General features: G+C 39.1%; 20 protein-coding genes. 15 read left to right on the forward strand and 5 right to left on the reverse strand.

All coding sequences use genetic code 11. The features are described from left to right. The first annotated feature begins 67 nt into the window (after window positions 1-67). The 3 genes from UtA1_RS10060 to UtA1_RS10070 all read left to right on the forward strand — a co-directional run bounded on the left by UtA1_RS10060 (window position 68) and on the right by UtA1_RS10070 (window position 2,753). Entirely contained in the window at window positions 68-829 is a 762-nt protein-coding gene (locus UtA1_RS10060; protein WP_096550908.1) for a gluconate 2-dehydrogenase subunit 3 family protein, read from the forward strand. Between the two features lie 13 nt (window positions 830-842). After that, window positions 843-2,558: a GMC family oxidoreductase gene (locus tag UtA1_RS10065; RefSeq protein ID WP_096550909.1), complete on the forward strand. Its 1,716-nt coding sequence runs from the start codon at window positions 843-845 to the stop codon at window positions 2,556-2,558. An 81-nt stretch (window positions 2,559-2,639) separates the two neighbouring features. Further along, window positions 2,640-2,753 carry a twin-arginine translocase TatA/TatE family subunit gene (locus UtA1_RS10070; protein WP_269471065.1) on the forward strand — a complete coding sequence of 38 codons (114 nt, stop codon included), beginning with the start codon at window positions 2,640-2,642 and terminating at the stop codon, window positions 2,751-2,753. An 86-nt stretch (window positions 2,754-2,839) separates the two neighbouring features. Here the strand turns inward: UtA1_RS10070 and UtA1_RS10075 are convergent, their stop codons facing one another. Further along, window positions 2,840-3,154, reverse strand: coding sequence for a hypothetical protein (locus UtA1_RS10075; RefSeq protein ID WP_096550911.1), 315 nt, complete (start codon window positions 3,152-3,154; stop codon window positions 2,840-2,842). Between the two features lie 113 nt (window positions 3,155-3,267). Here UtA1_RS10075 and UtA1_RS10080 point away from each other — a divergent pair, with 113 nt between their 5' ends. After that, window positions 3,268-3,564 carry a DNA-binding protein gene (locus UtA1_RS10080; protein WP_096552486.1) on the forward strand — a complete coding sequence of 99 codons (297 nt, stop codon included), beginning with the start codon at window positions 3,268-3,270 and terminating at the stop codon, window positions 3,562-3,564. A gap of 188 nt (window positions 3,565-3,752) precedes the next feature. Further along, on the forward strand, window positions 3,753-4,007 hold the full coding sequence (locus tag UtA1_RS17920; protein ID WP_197722719.1) for a hypothetical protein: 255 nt from the start codon (window positions 3,753-3,755) through the stop codon (window positions 4,005-4,007). A gap of 288 nt (window positions 4,008-4,295) precedes the next feature. On the opposite strand, the gene UtA1_RS10090 is transcribed toward UtA1_RS17920, so the two are convergent. Further along, the gene (locus tag UtA1_RS10090) at window positions 4,296-4,568 is read right to left on the reverse strand and encodes a Parvovirus coat protein VP1-like protein (RefSeq protein ID WP_096550912.1); all 273 of its coding nucleotides are present in this window, start codon (window positions 4,566-4,568) and stop codon (window positions 4,296-4,298) included. Between the two features lie 327 nt (window positions 4,569-4,895). On the opposite strand from UtA1_RS10090, the gene UtA1_RS10095 reads away from it, so the two are divergent. From UtA1_RS10095 to UtA1_RS17175, 4 genes are all read left to right on the forward strand, one after another. Beyond that, window positions 4,896-5,561, forward strand: coding sequence for a M15 family metallopeptidase (locus UtA1_RS10095; RefSeq protein ID WP_096550913.1), 666 nt, complete (start codon window positions 4,896-4,898; stop codon window positions 5,559-5,561). Window positions 5,562-5,857: 296 nt separating this feature from the next. After that, complete coding sequence (locus tag UtA1_RS10100) at window positions 5,858-6,289, forward strand: BrxA/BrxB family bacilliredoxin (protein ID WP_096550914.1); 432 nt, start codon at window positions 5,858-5,860, stop codon at window positions 6,287-6,289. Further along, window positions 6,277-7,068: a class I SAM-dependent methyltransferase gene (locus UtA1_RS10105; protein WP_096550915.1), complete on the forward strand. Its 792-nt coding sequence runs from the start codon at window positions 6,277-6,279 to the stop codon at window positions 7,066-7,068. The genes UtA1_RS10100 and UtA1_RS10105 overlap by 13 nt, the downstream gene beginning before the upstream one ends. Window positions 7,069-7,549: 481 nt before the next feature. Next, window positions 7,550-7,693, forward strand: coding sequence for a hypothetical protein (locus tag UtA1_RS17175; RefSeq protein ID WP_172597780.1), 144 nt, complete (start codon window positions 7,550-7,552; stop codon window positions 7,691-7,693). Between the two features lie 65 nt (window positions 7,694-7,758). On the opposite strand, the gene UtA1_RS10110 is transcribed toward UtA1_RS17175, so the two are convergent. The 3 genes from UtA1_RS10110 to UtA1_RS10115 all read right to left on the reverse strand — a co-directional run bounded on the left by UtA1_RS10110 (window position 7,759) and on the right by UtA1_RS10115 (window position 9,702). Continuing rightward, window positions 7,759-8,562, reverse strand: coding sequence for a hypothetical protein (locus UtA1_RS10110; RefSeq protein WP_145986159.1), 804 nt, complete (start codon window positions 8,560-8,562; stop codon window positions 7,759-7,761). Between the two features lie 78 nt (window positions 8,563-8,640). Continuing rightward, on the reverse strand, window positions 8,641-8,787 hold the full coding sequence (locus tag UtA1_RS17180) for a hypothetical protein (protein WP_172597862.1): 147 nt from the start codon (window positions 8,785-8,787) through the stop codon (window positions 8,641-8,643). A 102-nt stretch (window positions 8,788-8,889) separates the two neighbouring features. Beyond that, the gene (locus UtA1_RS10115) at window positions 8,890-9,702 is read right to left on the reverse strand and encodes an EcsC family protein (protein WP_096550917.1); all 813 of its coding nucleotides are present in this window, start codon (window positions 9,700-9,702) and stop codon (window positions 8,890-8,892) included. A gap of 143 nt (window positions 9,703-9,845) precedes the next feature. On the opposite strand from UtA1_RS10115, the gene UtA1_RS10120 reads away from it, so the two are divergent. From UtA1_RS10120 to folA, 6 genes are all read left to right on the forward strand, one after another. After that, window positions 9,846-10,817 carry a 2-hydroxyacid dehydrogenase gene (locus UtA1_RS10120; protein WP_016839116.1) on the forward strand — a complete coding sequence of 324 codons (972 nt, stop codon included), beginning with the start codon at window positions 9,846-9,848 and terminating at the stop codon, window positions 10,815-10,817. Beyond that, on the forward strand, window positions 10,814-11,941 hold the full coding sequence (locus UtA1_RS10125; RefSeq protein ID WP_096550918.1) for a glycerate kinase: 1,128 nt from the start codon (window positions 10,814-10,816) through the stop codon (window positions 11,939-11,941). The genes UtA1_RS10120 and UtA1_RS10125 overlap by 4 nt, the downstream gene beginning before the upstream one ends. A 296-nt stretch (window positions 11,942-12,237) precedes the next feature. Continuing rightward, window positions 12,238-12,846, forward strand: a complete 609-nt coding sequence (locus UtA1_RS10130) for a YpjP family protein (protein ID WP_016839114.1) — start codon at window positions 12,238-12,240, stop codon at window positions 12,844-12,846. A 164-nt stretch (window positions 12,847-13,010) separates the two neighbouring features. Next, complete coding sequence (locus UtA1_RS10135; protein ID WP_096550919.1) at window positions 13,011-13,373, forward strand: hypothetical protein; 363 nt, start codon at window positions 13,011-13,013, stop codon at window positions 13,371-13,373. A 374-nt stretch (window positions 13,374-13,747) separates the two neighbouring features. Beyond that, entirely contained in the window at window positions 13,748-14,704 is a 957-nt protein-coding gene (locus tag UtA1_RS10140; RefSeq protein ID WP_096550920.1) for a thymidylate synthase, read from the forward strand. A 124-nt stretch (window positions 14,705-14,828) separates the two neighbouring features. Beyond that, window positions 14,829-15,308: a type 3 dihydrofolate reductase gene (folA, locus tag UtA1_RS10145; protein ID WP_096550921.1), complete on the forward strand. Its 480-nt coding sequence runs from the start codon at window positions 14,829-14,831 to the stop codon at window positions 15,306-15,308. The last annotated feature ends 249 nt before the right edge of the window (window positions 15,309-15,557 follow it).

Consider the following 15,557-nt stretch of genomic DNA (forward strand, 5'->3'; position numbering starts at 1 on the left):
GTGTAAAAGGAGTGGTTCGGAAGGGGAGCGGCTTCAGTTCGTTGGAATCGTGCAGGTAGTGGATTTCATGAACCATAAGGTGAAGAAAAAGGGGGGTATCTGTTTGGTTTCCAGAAGAGAATTTTTGAAAGGTGCAGGATTGGCCATTGGGGGCATGGCACTGGGCGGCGGGATCGTAGGAACGATCGCTGCGAATATGTCTTCCTCCAAGGAAACGCCAAAAGGGGATCACCACGTTGAGACAACCGAGTATAACAAAGCGCTCATGTTTTTTACCCCAACGGAACACGCCGTAATCGATGCGGCGGCGGAGAGGATTTTCCCGAAAGATGAAAATGGCCCGGGAGCAAAGGAATTATTGGTTTCTTATTTCATCGATCATCAGTTGGCGGGTGCCTGGGGGACTGGTTCCAAAGAATATCGGCAAGGACCTTTCTATCCGGGCGAACCGACCCAGGGGTATCAAGGGCACTTGAACAAACAACAAATTTTCCGATTGGGCATTGAAGCTCTCCAAAACGAAGCAAAGAAACGATTCAACCAATCTTTCACCAGCTTGGAAGGTTCACAGCAAGATGAGATTTTACAAGCTTTTGAAAAAGGGGAAGTCGAAATCAAAGGGGTTTCTTCATCCTATTTCTTCTCGCTGTTGCGCAGTGCGACTTTGGAAGGCGTGTATGCCGATCCGTTATACGGTGGAAACCGCAATATGGAAGGATGGAGAATGAAAAAATTTCCGGGACATCAAATGAGTTTTGCAGACATTATCGATAAAGACGAATTTGTTGTGATTGAACCGCAAAGTTTACATTCCCAACATCATTCATGAAAGGTGATTGTGATTGGCGAAAGAATTGAAAAAAACGGATGTCGTGCTTGTCGGAATGGGATGGACAGGTGGAATTTTGGCAGCGGAATTGTCGAAAAAGGGATATAAAGTCGTCGGTTTGGAGCGGGGGAAAAATCAGACGCTTGCCGACTTTCAAATGATGCATGATGAATTGCGGTTTGCCCACCGATTCGAAATGATGCAGGATCTTTCAACAGAAACAGTTACATTCCGCAACAATCTTAAAATGCGGGCATTGCCGATGAGACAATACGGTTCCTTCCTATTGGGGAACAATGTGGGGGGTGCCGGAACGCATTGGAACGGACAAACCTTCCGTTTCTTGCCATACGATTTTGAAATATATACAAAAACCGTGGAACGGTACGGAAAGTCCAAAATACCGGAAGAAATGACGTTGCAGGATTGGGGCATCACCTATGATGAATTTGAAAAATATTACGACCAGTTCGAAAAAGCGATCGGCGTTTCAGGAGATGAAGCTCCATTAGGCGCACCGAGATCCAATCCATTCCCGACTCCTCCCATGAAGAAAACCCCAGCCCTCGAATTATTCTTCGAAGCAGCGAAAAAATTAAACTTGCACCCATACATGATGCCTTCCGCCAATTTATCCGAAAACTACACAAATCCGGACAACATCTCGCGTCCAGCTTGCCAATACTGCGGTTTCTGCGAACGTTTCGGCTGTGAATATGCCGCAAAAGCCGATCCGCTGAATACGGTGATTCCGGTTGCGTTGAACACAGGCAACTTTGAATTGCGCACGCACGCCAATGTGGTGGAGATCCTCCATCAAGATGGAAAAGCGGTTGGAGTCAAATATATTGATACGATCACAAGGGAAGAATATATCCAACCTGCGGAAGTGGTGGGCATTACGAGCTATGCGTTAAATAATGTGAGGCTCCTGTTGATTTCAAAAATGGGCAAACCATATGATCCGAACACGGGTACAGGGGTGGTCGGCAAAAACTACTGCTATCAAACATTCGGCGCATCCGCACAGGGCTTCTTTGAGAATAAACAATTCAATTTGTATGCCGGCGCAGGAGCATTGGGGGCTTGTCTTGATGATTTCAATGGCGACAACTTCGACCATTCGGATTTGAACTTCCTCCACGGGGCCAATATTTCCATCACCCAGACCGGCAGAAGACCGATCGCCAACAATGGGACGCCTCCTGGTACGCCATCCTGGGGCGCGGAGTTTAAAAAACAATCCATTAAATATGCCAACAGTGTATTAAGCGTCGGTGCCCAAGGAGCAAGTTTGCCATACCGGCACCATTATCTCGATTTGGATCCGACTTATAAAGACGCTTTCGGACTGCCGTTATTGCGGATCACCTTTGATTTTGAAGAGCAGGATCGTCAGCTGGTGGCGTATTTAGGGGAACAAACGGAAAAAATCATGAAAGAGATGGGCGCGGACATTATTCAAGCAGGAAAAACGTTGGGGCCTTATAATATCGTTCCTTATCAATCCACCCACAATACCGGTGGCGCCATCATGGGGTCCAGCCCGGAGACGAGTGTATTGAATAATTATTTGCAAATGTGGGATTTTGAAAACGTCTTCATTCCGGGGGCCAGCGCATTCCCCCACAACTCCGGCTACAATCCGACAGATACGGTGGGGGCATTGGCATATCGCGCGACTGAAGGAATTGATTTATATCTGCAAAAGGGCGGATTATTGGTTTAATGTTTTGAATGAGGCGGTGATTGTTTGAGTCTACCCTCCATTGGAATACCGGGACTCATCATTATTTTATTCATAGCCATCTTGTTATTTGGCCCAAGTAAATTGCCCCAATTGGGTAGGGCAGTCGGGGAAACCTTAAGGGAATTTAAAAATGGGACAAAGAAAATCGTGGAAGAGAATCAAAGAGATGAGTAAGATGGCGCGGCTACCTGGAAACGGCCAGTTTTCCGGGTGGCCTTTTTCGTTTTCAATGGATTTGGATGAGGGGAAGGCAGTTTAAATTATAGAGTTCCCTTCATTCGTGCGTATATAAACTTAATTGGTGCGGATGGTACAGCATTTGGTTCGGATAAAGTATCAATTCGTGCGTTTGATAACCTCTTTGGTGCGGATGGTACAACATTTGGTTCGGATAAAGTATCAATTCGTGCATATGGTAACCCCTTTGGTGCGGATAGAATCCAAATTCGTGCATATAGAGACCCTTTTCGTGCAGATGGAATCCCAATTGGTGCATATAGATCCTTTTTTTTGAGCAGAAGAAAATGATTCCCTCTTTTATGCGAATACAAGCCAATATTTGAAGAAAATCCCACACAATATTTTCATCAAATCTGCTTTCCTCTTTGGATACAAATACACATTGAATTTACATTGGAGAATGTGGTAAAATATGGTTATTAACATCGTTATCAAAGGAGGAAAAGGGTTGGACTGGAATTATTTCATTTTAGCATTGGGAATTGCGGCAGCTGGATATTTTATTGGGGAAGGTTTAAAGAATTTCAAAAGACCCGATGTACTGGATTCATTGGATGATGACGATTACGAACTGATCAATGAACGGGACGTGCATTATTTTATGGGGATTTCCAAAGAAGATGCAAAATCATTGATTCAGGAACATCCTGACATTCCGCATATTTTGATTAATGGCAAAGTGTATTATCCAAAGGCCCAATTGCGTGAATGGTTAATGAATCTAGGGATGGAACAACAAAAATAATTTTGAATGATCCAACCAAGCCCGGCATGATGAAAAATTTATAATAGAAAGAAAGGCTGTATGTGCAGTGAATGATTGGATTACGAAAGTAAAGAATAAAAAATTTATCGTATCCTTCAGCGGGGGAAAGGACAGTACGCTTTTTATATAAAGCCATGCAAGCGGGAGAACCGGTTGGACTGATCGGGATGCTGGATGAAACGGATCACTTCTCCTACTCCCACCGATTGTCACCTGAATTTTTGGAAGCGCAAGCCCGTGCCATAGGCTGTCCCATCTTTACACGCGCCGCCAGCTGGACAACCTATGAAGAAAAGTTCATCCAGCTATTGGGGTGTTTAACGATCACCGTGGTACTGTGGGGAGAAAACGAATCAAAATTGAATTGGAAAGACAATATGGGATATTTGGCGCTTACGATTGAAACGTTAGAAAATGGTTGAAATAGTTTATGTCCAATCAATGTTCATTCGATTATGGAAAAGGCATCCAGAAAATTAGACTGCTTGAATCATGCACAACCTCAAGTATTTGGAGATGGCAATGCAGCGCAGCGCATTTGTCAGGCGAATAACTTTGTATAATTAGCGTACTGATTAAAGGTACGCTTTTTCATTAAATTGAAAGAGGCGATTGTAGACATAAAAAAAGACACTTTTTATAAAAAGGCTGTTTTTTAATATTGCTCTTTCCTAAAATTTTTCAGTATGAAAAACGTCCTTTAGCCCTTACTAGAAAAAGAAGTTACGAATTTTCATGACGTTAGAGAATAGTCTTGCATCCCGTGCCATTCTGCCGTAGTAAGGATGTTTATAAGGTGCTAAACATTGTTGAAACAAATCATCACAATAGCGGCATGGTCCGTACATTGCGTAACAAATATCGTGTTGTAAACAACAAAAGTCGACGGGATTTGTTGGTGCATCCGGTCCAGAACAACCCGGTCCGCAGTAACGATAACCAGGATAGCAGAAACCGAATGGCGATCTACGACGTTGGAACATTTAATATCCCCCCATTTCCAATATAACTAGTACATATTTATACTATGGCAAAAATGAAGATTGAGTAGGGCATACATATAAATCTTCCATAACTTTATAAGATTAAGAGGGTAAAAAGTGTCTATCAAATTAAAATGAAAACTTATAAACTCAATTGCAAATAAATAGGAGAAGAGCTGCTCTTTGTAATGGATATGCTAAGGAGCAGCTCTATTTTTTATTTATAAATAAGTAATATGGATCGCAATAAAAAACTATAAATTTTAAACTTGCCGGCACTTTTTAGAGAGTTTTGGATATATATAAGTCAGAAGGGTGGTGAATTACATGAGTGTAACAACAGTGATTCGTGATTTGTCTCAACTATTGCCCGTAGCACAAACTGCTTGCAAGTTGCTGTTTCAAGAATGCTATAAAGCGGGGATTCGAGATATTTTTATTACAGAAACTTACCGAACGCAGGAACGACAAAATTATTTATATCAGCAAGGTCGTAGTCGTCCAGGCCCAATAATCACATGGACCTTAAACAGCAGACACACAAGCCGCTTAGCGTGGGATATCGCAGTAGCACCACCTAAAGATCTTTACGATGTGACTACGTTGAATAAAGTTGGCGCCATTGCTCGAAAACTGGGCATTACTTGGGGTGGAGATTGGGTCGGCAGTGTCGATCGTCCTCATTTTGAAGTAACTCCATCTTGGACGATGCCAAAGGGTTATAAATTAGAAGGTACGGTGATTGTGCCAACAACGAGCAAGTTAAAAGTGCAGCTCATTATCGATGAAAAAGATATTGAAAAGGGGGAAGCAGGCGTGTGGGATCCAAAATCACCGACGATGTATTCAGCAGCTGAACAAATGCTGGAACAAGCAGTTAAAGAAGGACTCATTCAATCGTATCACTTAGATGACCTTCGAAATAAAAAAATGACAGCTGATCGATTACTCGGTTTATATATTACGATTCAGCAAAGAAGGAATAAAAAGTAGAGCGATGAAGCTTTGATAAATACACTTTATATGAAAAAATAGTGGGTGAACGGGTGAAACACCTGTGTTCATCTATTTTTTTACAGTGAATGGCTACTTAGAAAAGGAAGAATTATGTTCTACCACTAATCTAGAGGACAACCTTTAATTAAAATCAATTGGTTGTCCTTTCCGTGTGTTATTCTCTCAAAAGGTAGGTTTCAATAATTAAAAAAATATAAAAGCAAGTTTCTGTCAAACTATGCAAAACCTTGATATAATAAGTTTTGCAAAAAAATATGAAAGGGTGCGAAACGATGAACGCTTACGAAGAATACATGCAAGCCATCGTGAAGCCAATGCGTCAAGAATTGGTGGACGTTGGATTTAAAGAATTAACAACAGCAGATGAAGTCAATGAATTTATGGCAACAGCGAAAGGGGTATCGCTTGTTGTGATTAACTCCGTATGTGGTTGTGCGGCTGGAAGTGCACGTCCAGCAGTAAGAGAAGCAATTAAAGAAATTAAACCAGATCACTTAGTGACGGTATTTGCTGGACAAGACCGCGAAGCAACAGCGGTTATGCGTGCATACTTTGAAGATATTCCGCCAAGCTCCCCATCCATTGCTATTTTACGTGATGGACAATTGGAATACTTTATTCCAAGAGAACAAATTGAAGGTTTTTCAGTGGAACAAATCCGTGACCATATTACGGGCGTGTTAAAACAAGCATGCGGAAAGTAATTGTGACGACAGCAGGGAGGCCAGATGAAGAGTCTTTTCAGTTGGCAAAACAAATTAGCGAAGAACTTCATGTTCGTTATGTTCCGCGAAAGAAACGTTCTGTTGCGAAAATTGGCAATCTTTATCAAGCCAATGTGATTGTTGCCGGAAAAAATCGGTTCGAGTATTATGTAAAAGGCTCTTCAACGCCTTTCTTTTTTCATCCTGATACGGCCGCTTTTCGTTTGAAGCGATTAGAGAGAGGGGAAACGGAGCCGTTTATTGAGTCTTGTGGGCTGAAACCGGGCGATTCATTTCTTGACTGTACATTAGGAATTGGTTCAGATGCGATTATTGCTTCTTTTGCTGTTGGCGAAAGTGGAAAAGTGGTAGGTGTGGAAGTAGAGCCTATCATTTCTTATCTTGTCCGGAGAGGATTAAAAGAATATGAAACGACAGACCCAGTGCTAAAACAAGCGATGGAGCGGATTCAGGTTATTCATGCTGAGGCAGTTGAATTTTTAAAGAAACAGCCAGATCGTTCCTTTGATGTTGTATATCTTGATCCGATGTTTGAGGAGACCATTGAAGAATCAAATAACTTTGAATCACTAAGAGAAGTCGGCAGCCATCATCCATTAACGGAAGAATGGGTGAAGGAAGCGTATCGTGTGGCGAAAAAGCGGGTGGTGTTAAAAGCTCATTTTCGTTCAACTCATTTTGAAGACTTGGGTTTTGAGCGAAAAGTGCGCTTGACATCGAAATTCCACTACGGAGTATTAGAAAAAATTAATTGCTGATTACAGCAAGTGTATAAAGTATAAAAAGAGCGAATATGGCAAGTTCGCTCTTTTTTGTGGTGCGCCCGGCATGTACATGAACTATAGGGTGTAAGTCCCGAACCCCGAAGACAGAAGTAGAGGTTAGCCAAGAGCAAGGGTGTCCGTGGTGACGCGGAATCTGAAGGAAGCTGGAGGCAAAACACCGGTCCGAGGAACACGAACCTCATATAAGGCTAGGTATGATTGAGTGAGTTTGCCAAACAAAACAAAGCTCTTTCTGTCGAAGGTCATATCGAGTAAATGAGGCGGATAGATGGTGTGAAAGTGCATGTACTTACCCGGGGAGGTCTGGCGGATAGGTGAAGTACGCTTCATAACCTACTTAGTGATAAGTAGCTGAACCGTCAGAAGTCAGCAGAGGTCATAGTATTAGTTGGTCTAGAACAACTGAGAAGGACCGAACAATTAAGAGAGAATAGCCCTTGGCATTCAGTGAGTCATGATGAACACAGAAAACGTAGTACCTCACTTGAGGAAGGAAGCGGTGAATCCCGTGGGAGACCTCTTGGAGGGTGGAGTGACCACTGGCATAAGAAGACAAGCTATTCACGGAAGTTATGAAAACTTGCGTCAATTATCTTAATTGAACCGCCGTATACGGAACCGTACGTACGGTGGTGTGAGAGGACGGGAGTTAATCGCTCCCTCCTACTCGATTAGGTGCGGATGGGGAGTAGTAAATATTATGATTGAAGTAGTCGCTTGTGCGAATGGGAAATCAACTTGTGTAGATAAAGTAGTCGCTTGTGCGAATGGGAAATCAACTTGTGTAGATAAAGTATTCGCTTGTGCGAATGGGAGACCAACTTGTGTAGATAAAGTATTTACTCGTGCGAATGGGAAATCAACTTGTGTAGATAAAGTAGCCGCTTGTGCGAATGGGAAATCAACTTGTGTAGATAAAGTATTCGCTTGTGCGAATGGGAGACCAACTTGTGTAGATAAAGTAGCCGCTTGTGCGTATGGGATTTCATCTTGTGTAGATAAAGTATTCACTCGTGCGTATGAGAAATTAACTAGTGCAGATAAAGTATTCACTTGTGCGAATGATATTTCATCTTGTGTAGATAAAGTATTCACTCGTGCGTATGGGATACTAACTAGTGCAGATAAAGTGTTCGCTTGTGCGTATGGTATCTTAACTTGTGTAGATGAAGTAGCCGCTTGTGCGTATGGGATTTCATCTTGTGTAGATAAAGTATTCACTCGTGCGTATGAGAAATTAACTAGTGCAGATAAAGTGTTCGCTTGTGCGTATGGGAGACCAACTTGTGTAGATAAAGTATTCACTCGTGCGTATGGAATCTCAACTAGTGCAGATAAAGTACTCCCTCGTATATATAGCATCCCAACATGTGCAGAAGAAGCCCTCACTCGTGCGTATAGGAACAAGCTTTCTCGTGCGAATGGAGCAGTATAACTTGTATTGATCAAATATTCACCATGCTCCAAATAGATGTTTCCAATCTACTTTTACACATTTACTAAGCGTATTTTCATTCATTTTCCATATAAAAAGACACTCGCCCATTATTGTGATCGAGTGTCTTTTTGTAATTGTTCTATTTTTTGCTTAAACCATTCTTCTACTGTTAACCCACTGGATTGAATTTCCTTTTGTAGTTGTTCATAGTACAATTCAGCAACTTTTATTGTAAATATTATATTTTTCTTCATGATTTCCCCCTAATCGATGCGTAATGAAGAATTCATCGAAACATGATGTCGCCAACGCGCTTTTATTTTCGCTAGATCCAAATCGGTGCGTTATGAAAAAATTCATCGAAACTCTCCAACAGACAATTCTTTTAATCTTTCCTTCACTCTTCTTTTCCGATAAAGCATGTTGCCAGTTTCTGCGATGTTTTCAATCATACCTTTATTGGCGAAAGCTCCGAATAGTATGCCGGCAATTGGTATCGCTTGGAAGAATTTTTTCCAACCAAATTGATCACGGAACGTATAAAACACTTCTTGCCATCCTTTTAATTGCTGGATTACATCCGTAGAGGATTGTTTATCCATTTCCGACAATTCTTTTAAGATGGCTTCCTTTCCAACAATATCTGCATTTGCAAATTGCAAACATTTCACGATAAATATGCGTTCTATTTTATCATTTGGATCATATCCATAAATTATGGCAATTTCCTGAAGGGTTTTCAAGGAAATTCCCAATATCACAGGAATATCGACGACAAGAGTAAATAATCCGCCTACTCCCGTTGAAGCTCCTTGCACCGTTGCAATTGCTGCGCGGTTTTTCGAAAGCTGCTCGGAAATCTTTTTCATCTCTTCAATCGGCAAATTTCGAATCTCTTCTATCGAGTGGATATTTTTAACAGAGGAATGTTGATTGATTCTTTTAATGATAGCTTGTTCACTGACTAAATATTTTCCGCCTGTTTGAATGTAGCTTCCTAATTCATCCACTAATTCAGCAACTTTTTTTTGAATCCATTTTGGTGTCAATTTATCTAAAATTTTAAAGGGGATTCTACCGATTTTTTCCCAAAAAAATAAATCTTTTTGTTTCTTTTCCCATGCTTCAATCTCTTGTAAATAGGCCAATAATTGCTCCTTTGTTTCCAATATTCATTCTCCTATTCGTTTTAACCATGCATTATTTGTAGCGGTTTCCTACTTTATACGAGTTCCTTTTCGAAAAAGTTTCGACAGAAGGATTATTAAAAAAAACCGAGAATATGTATGTATGTAGAAGAGGAGTGGTAGAAATGTTTAAGATTTTTGTGACGAGTAAAATTAGTGATTCAGCATTAAACATATTAAAATCTGTGGGTGAAGTGGAAGTTTGGGAAAAGGAAGAAACGTTGAATGGGCCAGCGTTACTCGAAAAAATAAAAGATCAAGATGCCGTGCTTTCGATGGTCAACAATTTCATTACAGATGACATTTTACAACAAGCATCAAAGTTAAAAGTTATCGGCAATTGCGGTGTTGGCTATAACAATATCGATATTGCTTCTGCGGAAAAACGTGGCATCGTCGTAACAAACACGCCAGATGTTCTAAATGATGCAACGGCAGACCTTACATGGGCACTGATTCTTGGAATAGCAAGAAGAATTGTTGAAGCCGATCATTTCGTTCGAGAAGGGAAGTTTACCGGCTGGCTTCCGCATTTATTTATCGGCAATATGGTATATGGAAAGAAATTAGGCATCATAGGGATGGGGAGAATTGGGTCAGCTGTATGTCAAAGAGCAAAAGGATTCAATATGAAGGTTTACTATTATAATCGAAATCCGTTGCCGAAAGAAAAGGAACAAGAATACAATGCACGATATGTCGATTTGGAAACGTTGTTAAAAGAGTGCGATTATATCACAATCCATGCACCATTAAATGAAGAATCTTATCATTTGATTGGGCGAGAAGAATTACATCTCATGAAAAAAGATGCTTATTTAATTAATACATCCCGTGGGTCATTAATTGATGAACAAGCGTTATATGAACATTTAAAAGAAGGAAAAATCGCTGGGGCGGCACTCGATGTGTACGAACATGAACCGAAAATTGTGGAAGGGTTATTGGCATTAGATAATGTCATCTTGCTTCCTCATATTGGCAGTGCTACATATGAAACGAGAACAAAAATGGCGGAACTCGCTGCGAACAATATTGCCAATGTGTTATCGGGTAAAGAACCGATTACGCCTGTGACGAAAGGTTTGAAAATATGAGAGTTTTAGTTGCACCGGATTCCTTTAAAGGCTCTCTTTCATCAATTGAATTGTGCCAAACAATTCGCCATGGGATGAACAAGGTCATGGATGCAGAAGTAATCGAAGTTCCGATTTCTGATGGAGGAGAAGGTTTTTTAGAAAGCATCTGTTCTGTGCATCCATTCCAAGTGGAGTTGGTAAACGTCAAAGATCCGTTGGGGAGAACGATTCAAGGAAAAATGGCGTTTGACTTACAAAAACGAACGGCGTTTATCGAGATGGCAAAAAGTACAGGGTTAACACTTGTATCGGAAGATGAACGAAATCCCTATCAATCATTTAGCTACGGGGTAGGAAATTTTATTTTATATGGTTTAGATAAAGGCTGTCGTACCTTTATTATCGGCCTTGGCGGTAGTGCTACGAATGATGCGGGTGTTGGGATGCTTTTGGAATTGGGCGTGTCGTTCAGAGATGTTCACAATAAACCTGTAGAAATTGAATCATTAACGGATATCCAAAAAATTGCTTCACTTGATTTACAAAAGGTTGATCCGAGGCTATTTGAATGTGAATTTATTTTGGCGACGGATGTAAATAATCCTCTTTGTGGAGAGCAGGGGGCGACTTTCGTATTCGGACCGCAAAAAGGCATTGCCAAAGAGCGTTTAAACGAAATTGATGGAATCCTTGAACATTATGGAAACGTATTAGAAAAAGAATTTCGTAAGGAGATTGTAAGTCGCGAAGGCGTTGGTGCTGCTGGGGGAATTACTGCATCCTTTTTGGCACTTTTTAAAACGCAAATTAGACAAGGCATTGACATATTAATAGAATATTTACAATTAGATCAGTTGCTTCCTACGGTGGATTTCGTTATAACAGGGGAGGGGAAACTAGATCATCAAACCCTTAATGGAAAAGTAATCAAAGGAATTTGTGAACTTGCCAATCAGCATCATATCCCGGTTGTGGCGGTTTGCGGCAATATTGAATTATCGAGAAATGAAATAAGAGAATTAGGATTATCCGCGGCTTTCTCAATATGTAAAGGACCGAGTTCGATAGAAGAATCAATGAAAGATGCAAAACAACTTGTGTTGGAACTAGTTGAGAATATCGCAGAGTTGCTGAGAATTTAAGTGTAACTGCACTGCTACTCTCAAAGATTCATAGCAGTGCTCCTCCGATAAACAAAAAAAGCCACGAGACGCAGCTTTTTTCATGACTTATTTAGAAAAGCAGAATGAAGTTAAGTATCCTAAATAAAGAACAAGACCAATGGCAATAGTAATTGAGGCCATTCCTTATCCCTCCTTAATAGAAAACAATGGTCGATTCCCTAGTAATTTTACTATGAAAACTTAAATTAGGAAACCTTTTTCATAGAAAATCGTAAATAATGATAGTAGATTTGTATAGAAAGCTGGTGAGGTCCTTGAAAAAGTGGTGGCAAAAAGCACTCGTATTTACCGTTGCCTTATTAACATTAGGGTTCATTACGCCTGATCATTCCATTTGGGATGTATTAGAAAATGGACAAGACTCTAATCGAACGCCAAGTTCCGATTATAAAAATGTTGAAGAAGCAAATGAAAGTATTGAAGAATCTTATATAGAAGAAAGTAACGAGTCGATTGAATCAATTGATCCAATTGATTCAATTATTCATCTTGCACGTGAACAATCATACATAAAATTTGGTTCAAAAATTACGCCGGTGATTGAAGATGAATTCGAACAACAGATTTTCCCAAATATAGAAAGAATTATTTCTACTACCTTATCAAATTTGGATGATGAATCAAAACGTTATTTAACAATTTCTGAAAAACCGGGCGGAAATTATTCTGAAAAAATATTTCATATTACGGATGGTATAAGCGGAAAAGACTTACTTCGATTCCATGTTCGTACGGAAAAGCGTCCTCAAGAAGGATATTATTACAACTTCCATTATCATACTCACGAGGATCACTTTGCATCCCATCATACGATTGGGGATATTTACTATTCTAAAAATACTCCACCTAAATGGCTTTCTTAATATCCAATACCACCTAAAAATGGGTGGTATTTTTTTATTTTCAAAAATTGGGGATATATTGTCAAATATATCTTTTTTTCATTTTATATCCAATTTCTTAAAAAATAGGCTAAACAATACTACTATTATACCGATATGTTATTATGTCAAGGAGGTCTTTAGTAGTGTTGTTGAGTAACTTGATTATTAGGATAAATGGCGCTGTTGATGCATTAGATTATGGTACAGCTCGTAGATACATAGAGGAAAACTTTGATACTGTTTATGAGAATAGACATTTGCTTAACAGTAATGCTCGGGAAATTCTTTTATTTGTTCAGCAGAAATTTGAATCGGTGGAACAAACGTTAACAAAAGATGAATTACATGCCATTACTGTCATTAATACTTATGCAAGTCGATTCGATATTAGCGGATTAAAGATATTTTTAAGAGAAAAAGAACAATTATTATTAAGGGAAAATACACTAAAAAATTTGAATAACGATGCAAAAATATTGTTATCAATTATGGGAATGATAAAATGAAATAGTTCCAATGAGGACATTTGGTAAAAGACAAATGGAGAAGCTGATTCGAGTTCATTGAATCAGCTTTTCGTTTTTTTTATTGTTAATTTGTAAAGCAAAGGGTTGTTAAGTATATTGTATATAAAATAAGTCCGATACCAATTAAAAAATCTGCATCCATTATAATCCCTCCGATTGAAGATATGTTTAGAAAGTAATTATATGCAACATTTTACAAATCCATTCATTTTTCATTTTGAAACCAATCTTTTTTCTTTTATGATATGATAAGAAAAGTTCTTTTTTCGATGACGCAATATTATTTCATAAATTGCTGTAAGTTTGGAAAAATGATTACGAACTAGAATTTACATAGATGGGAGTGTATTGATATGCGCCATCCTGAGTATGCGTATTTAGATTTATTGCAACATATCTTAGATACGGGAGTGAAGAAAGAAGATCGAACAGGGACAGGAACAATCAGCATTTTTGGTTATCAAATGCGCTTTGATTTAAGCAAAGGTTTTCCATTATTAACTACGAAGCGCGTACCTTTTAAACTGATTGCTAGCGAATTGTTATGGTTTATTAAAGGAGATACAAATATTCGCTATTTACTCGAGCATAATAACCACATTTGGGATGAATGGGCGTTTAAAAAGTGGGTTGAATCAAATGAGTATAATGGACCGGATATGACCGACTTCGGATTACGTGCAGCAAAGGATGAAGAGTTTGCGAAAGTGTTAGATGAGCAAATGAAAATCTTCCATGTAAAAGTACTAACGGATGATGAATTTGCAAAAAAATATGGTGAATTAGGTCCGGTATATGGAAAACAATGGAGAAGTTGGCCTAATGACAACGGTGAAACGATTGACCAATTAAAAAATGTGATTGAGCAAATTAAGCGAAATCCAAATTCCCGCCGATTAATTGTCTCTGCATGGAATCCAGCTGAAGTGGATGAAATGGCGCTGCCACCTTGCCATACGTTATTCCAATTTTATGTGGCAGAAGGGAAATTATCATGTCAACTATATCAACGTAGTGCAGACGTGTTTTTAGGTGTGCCGTTTAATATTGCTTCTTATGCATTGTTGACGCATTTAATCGCTCATGAATGCGGACTTGAAGTAGGAGAGTTTATTCATAGCTTTGGCGATACACATATTTATTTAAATCATATAGAACAAGTGAAGGAACAGCTTTCTAGAGAACCGAAAGCCCTCCCGACGCTAAAAATTAATCCTGAGAAAAAATCGGTATTTGATATCGAGTTGGATGACTTGTCGATTGAAGGGTATGACCCACATCCAACCATCAAAGCGCCTGTAGCAGTTTAAGAGTAATAATGTATTTGATTTGATAAATGCTACAAAAGAAATGACTAGTATGTATGAAGAAATTTTACTGAAAATCATGGAATCAAGGTAAAAATAAAATGAAATTTAAAATAGGAGAGAGAACATGATTTCACTAATTGTAGCACATGACAATAATCGAGTAATTGGATATAAAAATCAAATGCCTTGGCATTTACCTGGGGACTTAAAATATTTTAAAGAAAAAACAATGGGAAAACCAATTATTATGGGGAGAAAAACATTTGAATCTATTGGACGGCCTTTGCCTGGGAGAAGAAATATTGTGATAACTAGAAACAAAGAATATACTCATGAAGGGATTGAAGTGGTTTCAAGTTTCGATGAAGCATTGAAACTTGCGGGTGATGCTCAGGAGATCATGGTTATCGGCGGAGAACAAATCTTTAAAATTGCATTGCCGATTGCAGATCGATTGTATATTACACTTATTAATCATGAATTTAAAGGTGATACATACTTTCCGGCATACGGTGAAGAATGGAAAATCGTTTCATCAAGTGAAGTTTTTAAAGCCGATGAAGGATATACGTTTCAATATTTAGTTTATGAAAAAAATGATTAAAGGAGCGTCTAAGAATTTGGCGCTCTTTTTGTAATTGTGAAATTGTCAATTATCAAAAAATGGAACTTCAAAAAATCTACTTCTGAATAATATTTAATAATAGTATCTGTTAGTTTTCTAATATACTTTTCGTTTTACGATGTACTTTAACAAGTACATACTCTTTCCTCCACATTTGAGTTAATAGCAATGAAACGTTCTCCATCCTTTTCAAAAAAGACCAGCTCCATCCTTTTCCTTGAATTCCTA

The organism is Ureibacillus thermosphaericus (genome assembly GCF_002370195.2).
Lineage (GTDB): Bacteria > Bacillota > Bacilli > Bacillales_A > Planococcaceae > Ureibacillus > Ureibacillus thermosphaericus.

Coding starts and splice junctions, on each gene's coding strand:
- UtA1_RS10060 (WP_096550908.1), top strand. CDS start 68: ATGAACCATAAGGTGAAGAAAAAGGGGGGTATCTGTTTGGTTTCCAGA.
- UtA1_RS17920 (WP_197722719.1), top strand. CDS start 3,753: ATGCTGGATGAAACGGATCACTTCTCCTACTCCCACCGATTGTCACCT.
- UtA1_RS10090 (WP_096550912.1), bottom strand. CDS start 4,568: ATGTTCCAACGTCGTAGATCGCCATTCGGTTTCTGCTATCCTGGTTAT.
- UtA1_RS10095 (WP_096550913.1), top strand. CDS start 4,896: ATGAGTGTAACAACAGTGATTCGTGATTTGTCTCAACTATTGCCCGTA.
- UtA1_RS10100 (WP_096550914.1), top strand. CDS start 5,858: ATGAACGCTTACGAAGAATACATGCAAGCCATCGTGAAGCCAATGCGT.
- UtA1_RS10105 (WP_096550915.1), top strand. CDS start 6,277: ATGCGGAAAGTAATTGTGACGACAGCAGGGAGGCCAGATGAAGAGTCT.
- UtA1_RS17175 (WP_172597780.1), top strand. CDS start 7,550: ATGATGAACACAGAAAACGTAGTACCTCACTTGAGGAAGGAAGCGGTG.
- UtA1_RS17180 (WP_172597862.1), bottom strand. CDS start 8,787: ATGAAGAAAAATATAATATTTACAATAAAAGTTGCTGAATTGTACTAT.
- UtA1_RS10120 (WP_016839116.1), top strand. CDS start 9,846: ATGTTTAAGATTTTTGTGACGAGTAAAATTAGTGATTCAGCATTAAAC.
- UtA1_RS10125 (WP_096550918.1), top strand. CDS start 10,814: ATGAGAGTTTTAGTTGCACCGGATTCCTTTAAAGGCTCTCTTTCATCA.
- UtA1_RS10140 (WP_096550920.1), top strand. CDS start 13,748: ATGCGCCATCCTGAGTATGCGTATTTAGATTTATTGCAACATATCTTA.
- folA (WP_096550921.1), top strand. CDS start 14,829: ATGATTTCACTAATTGTAGCACATGACAATAATCGAGTAATTGGATAT.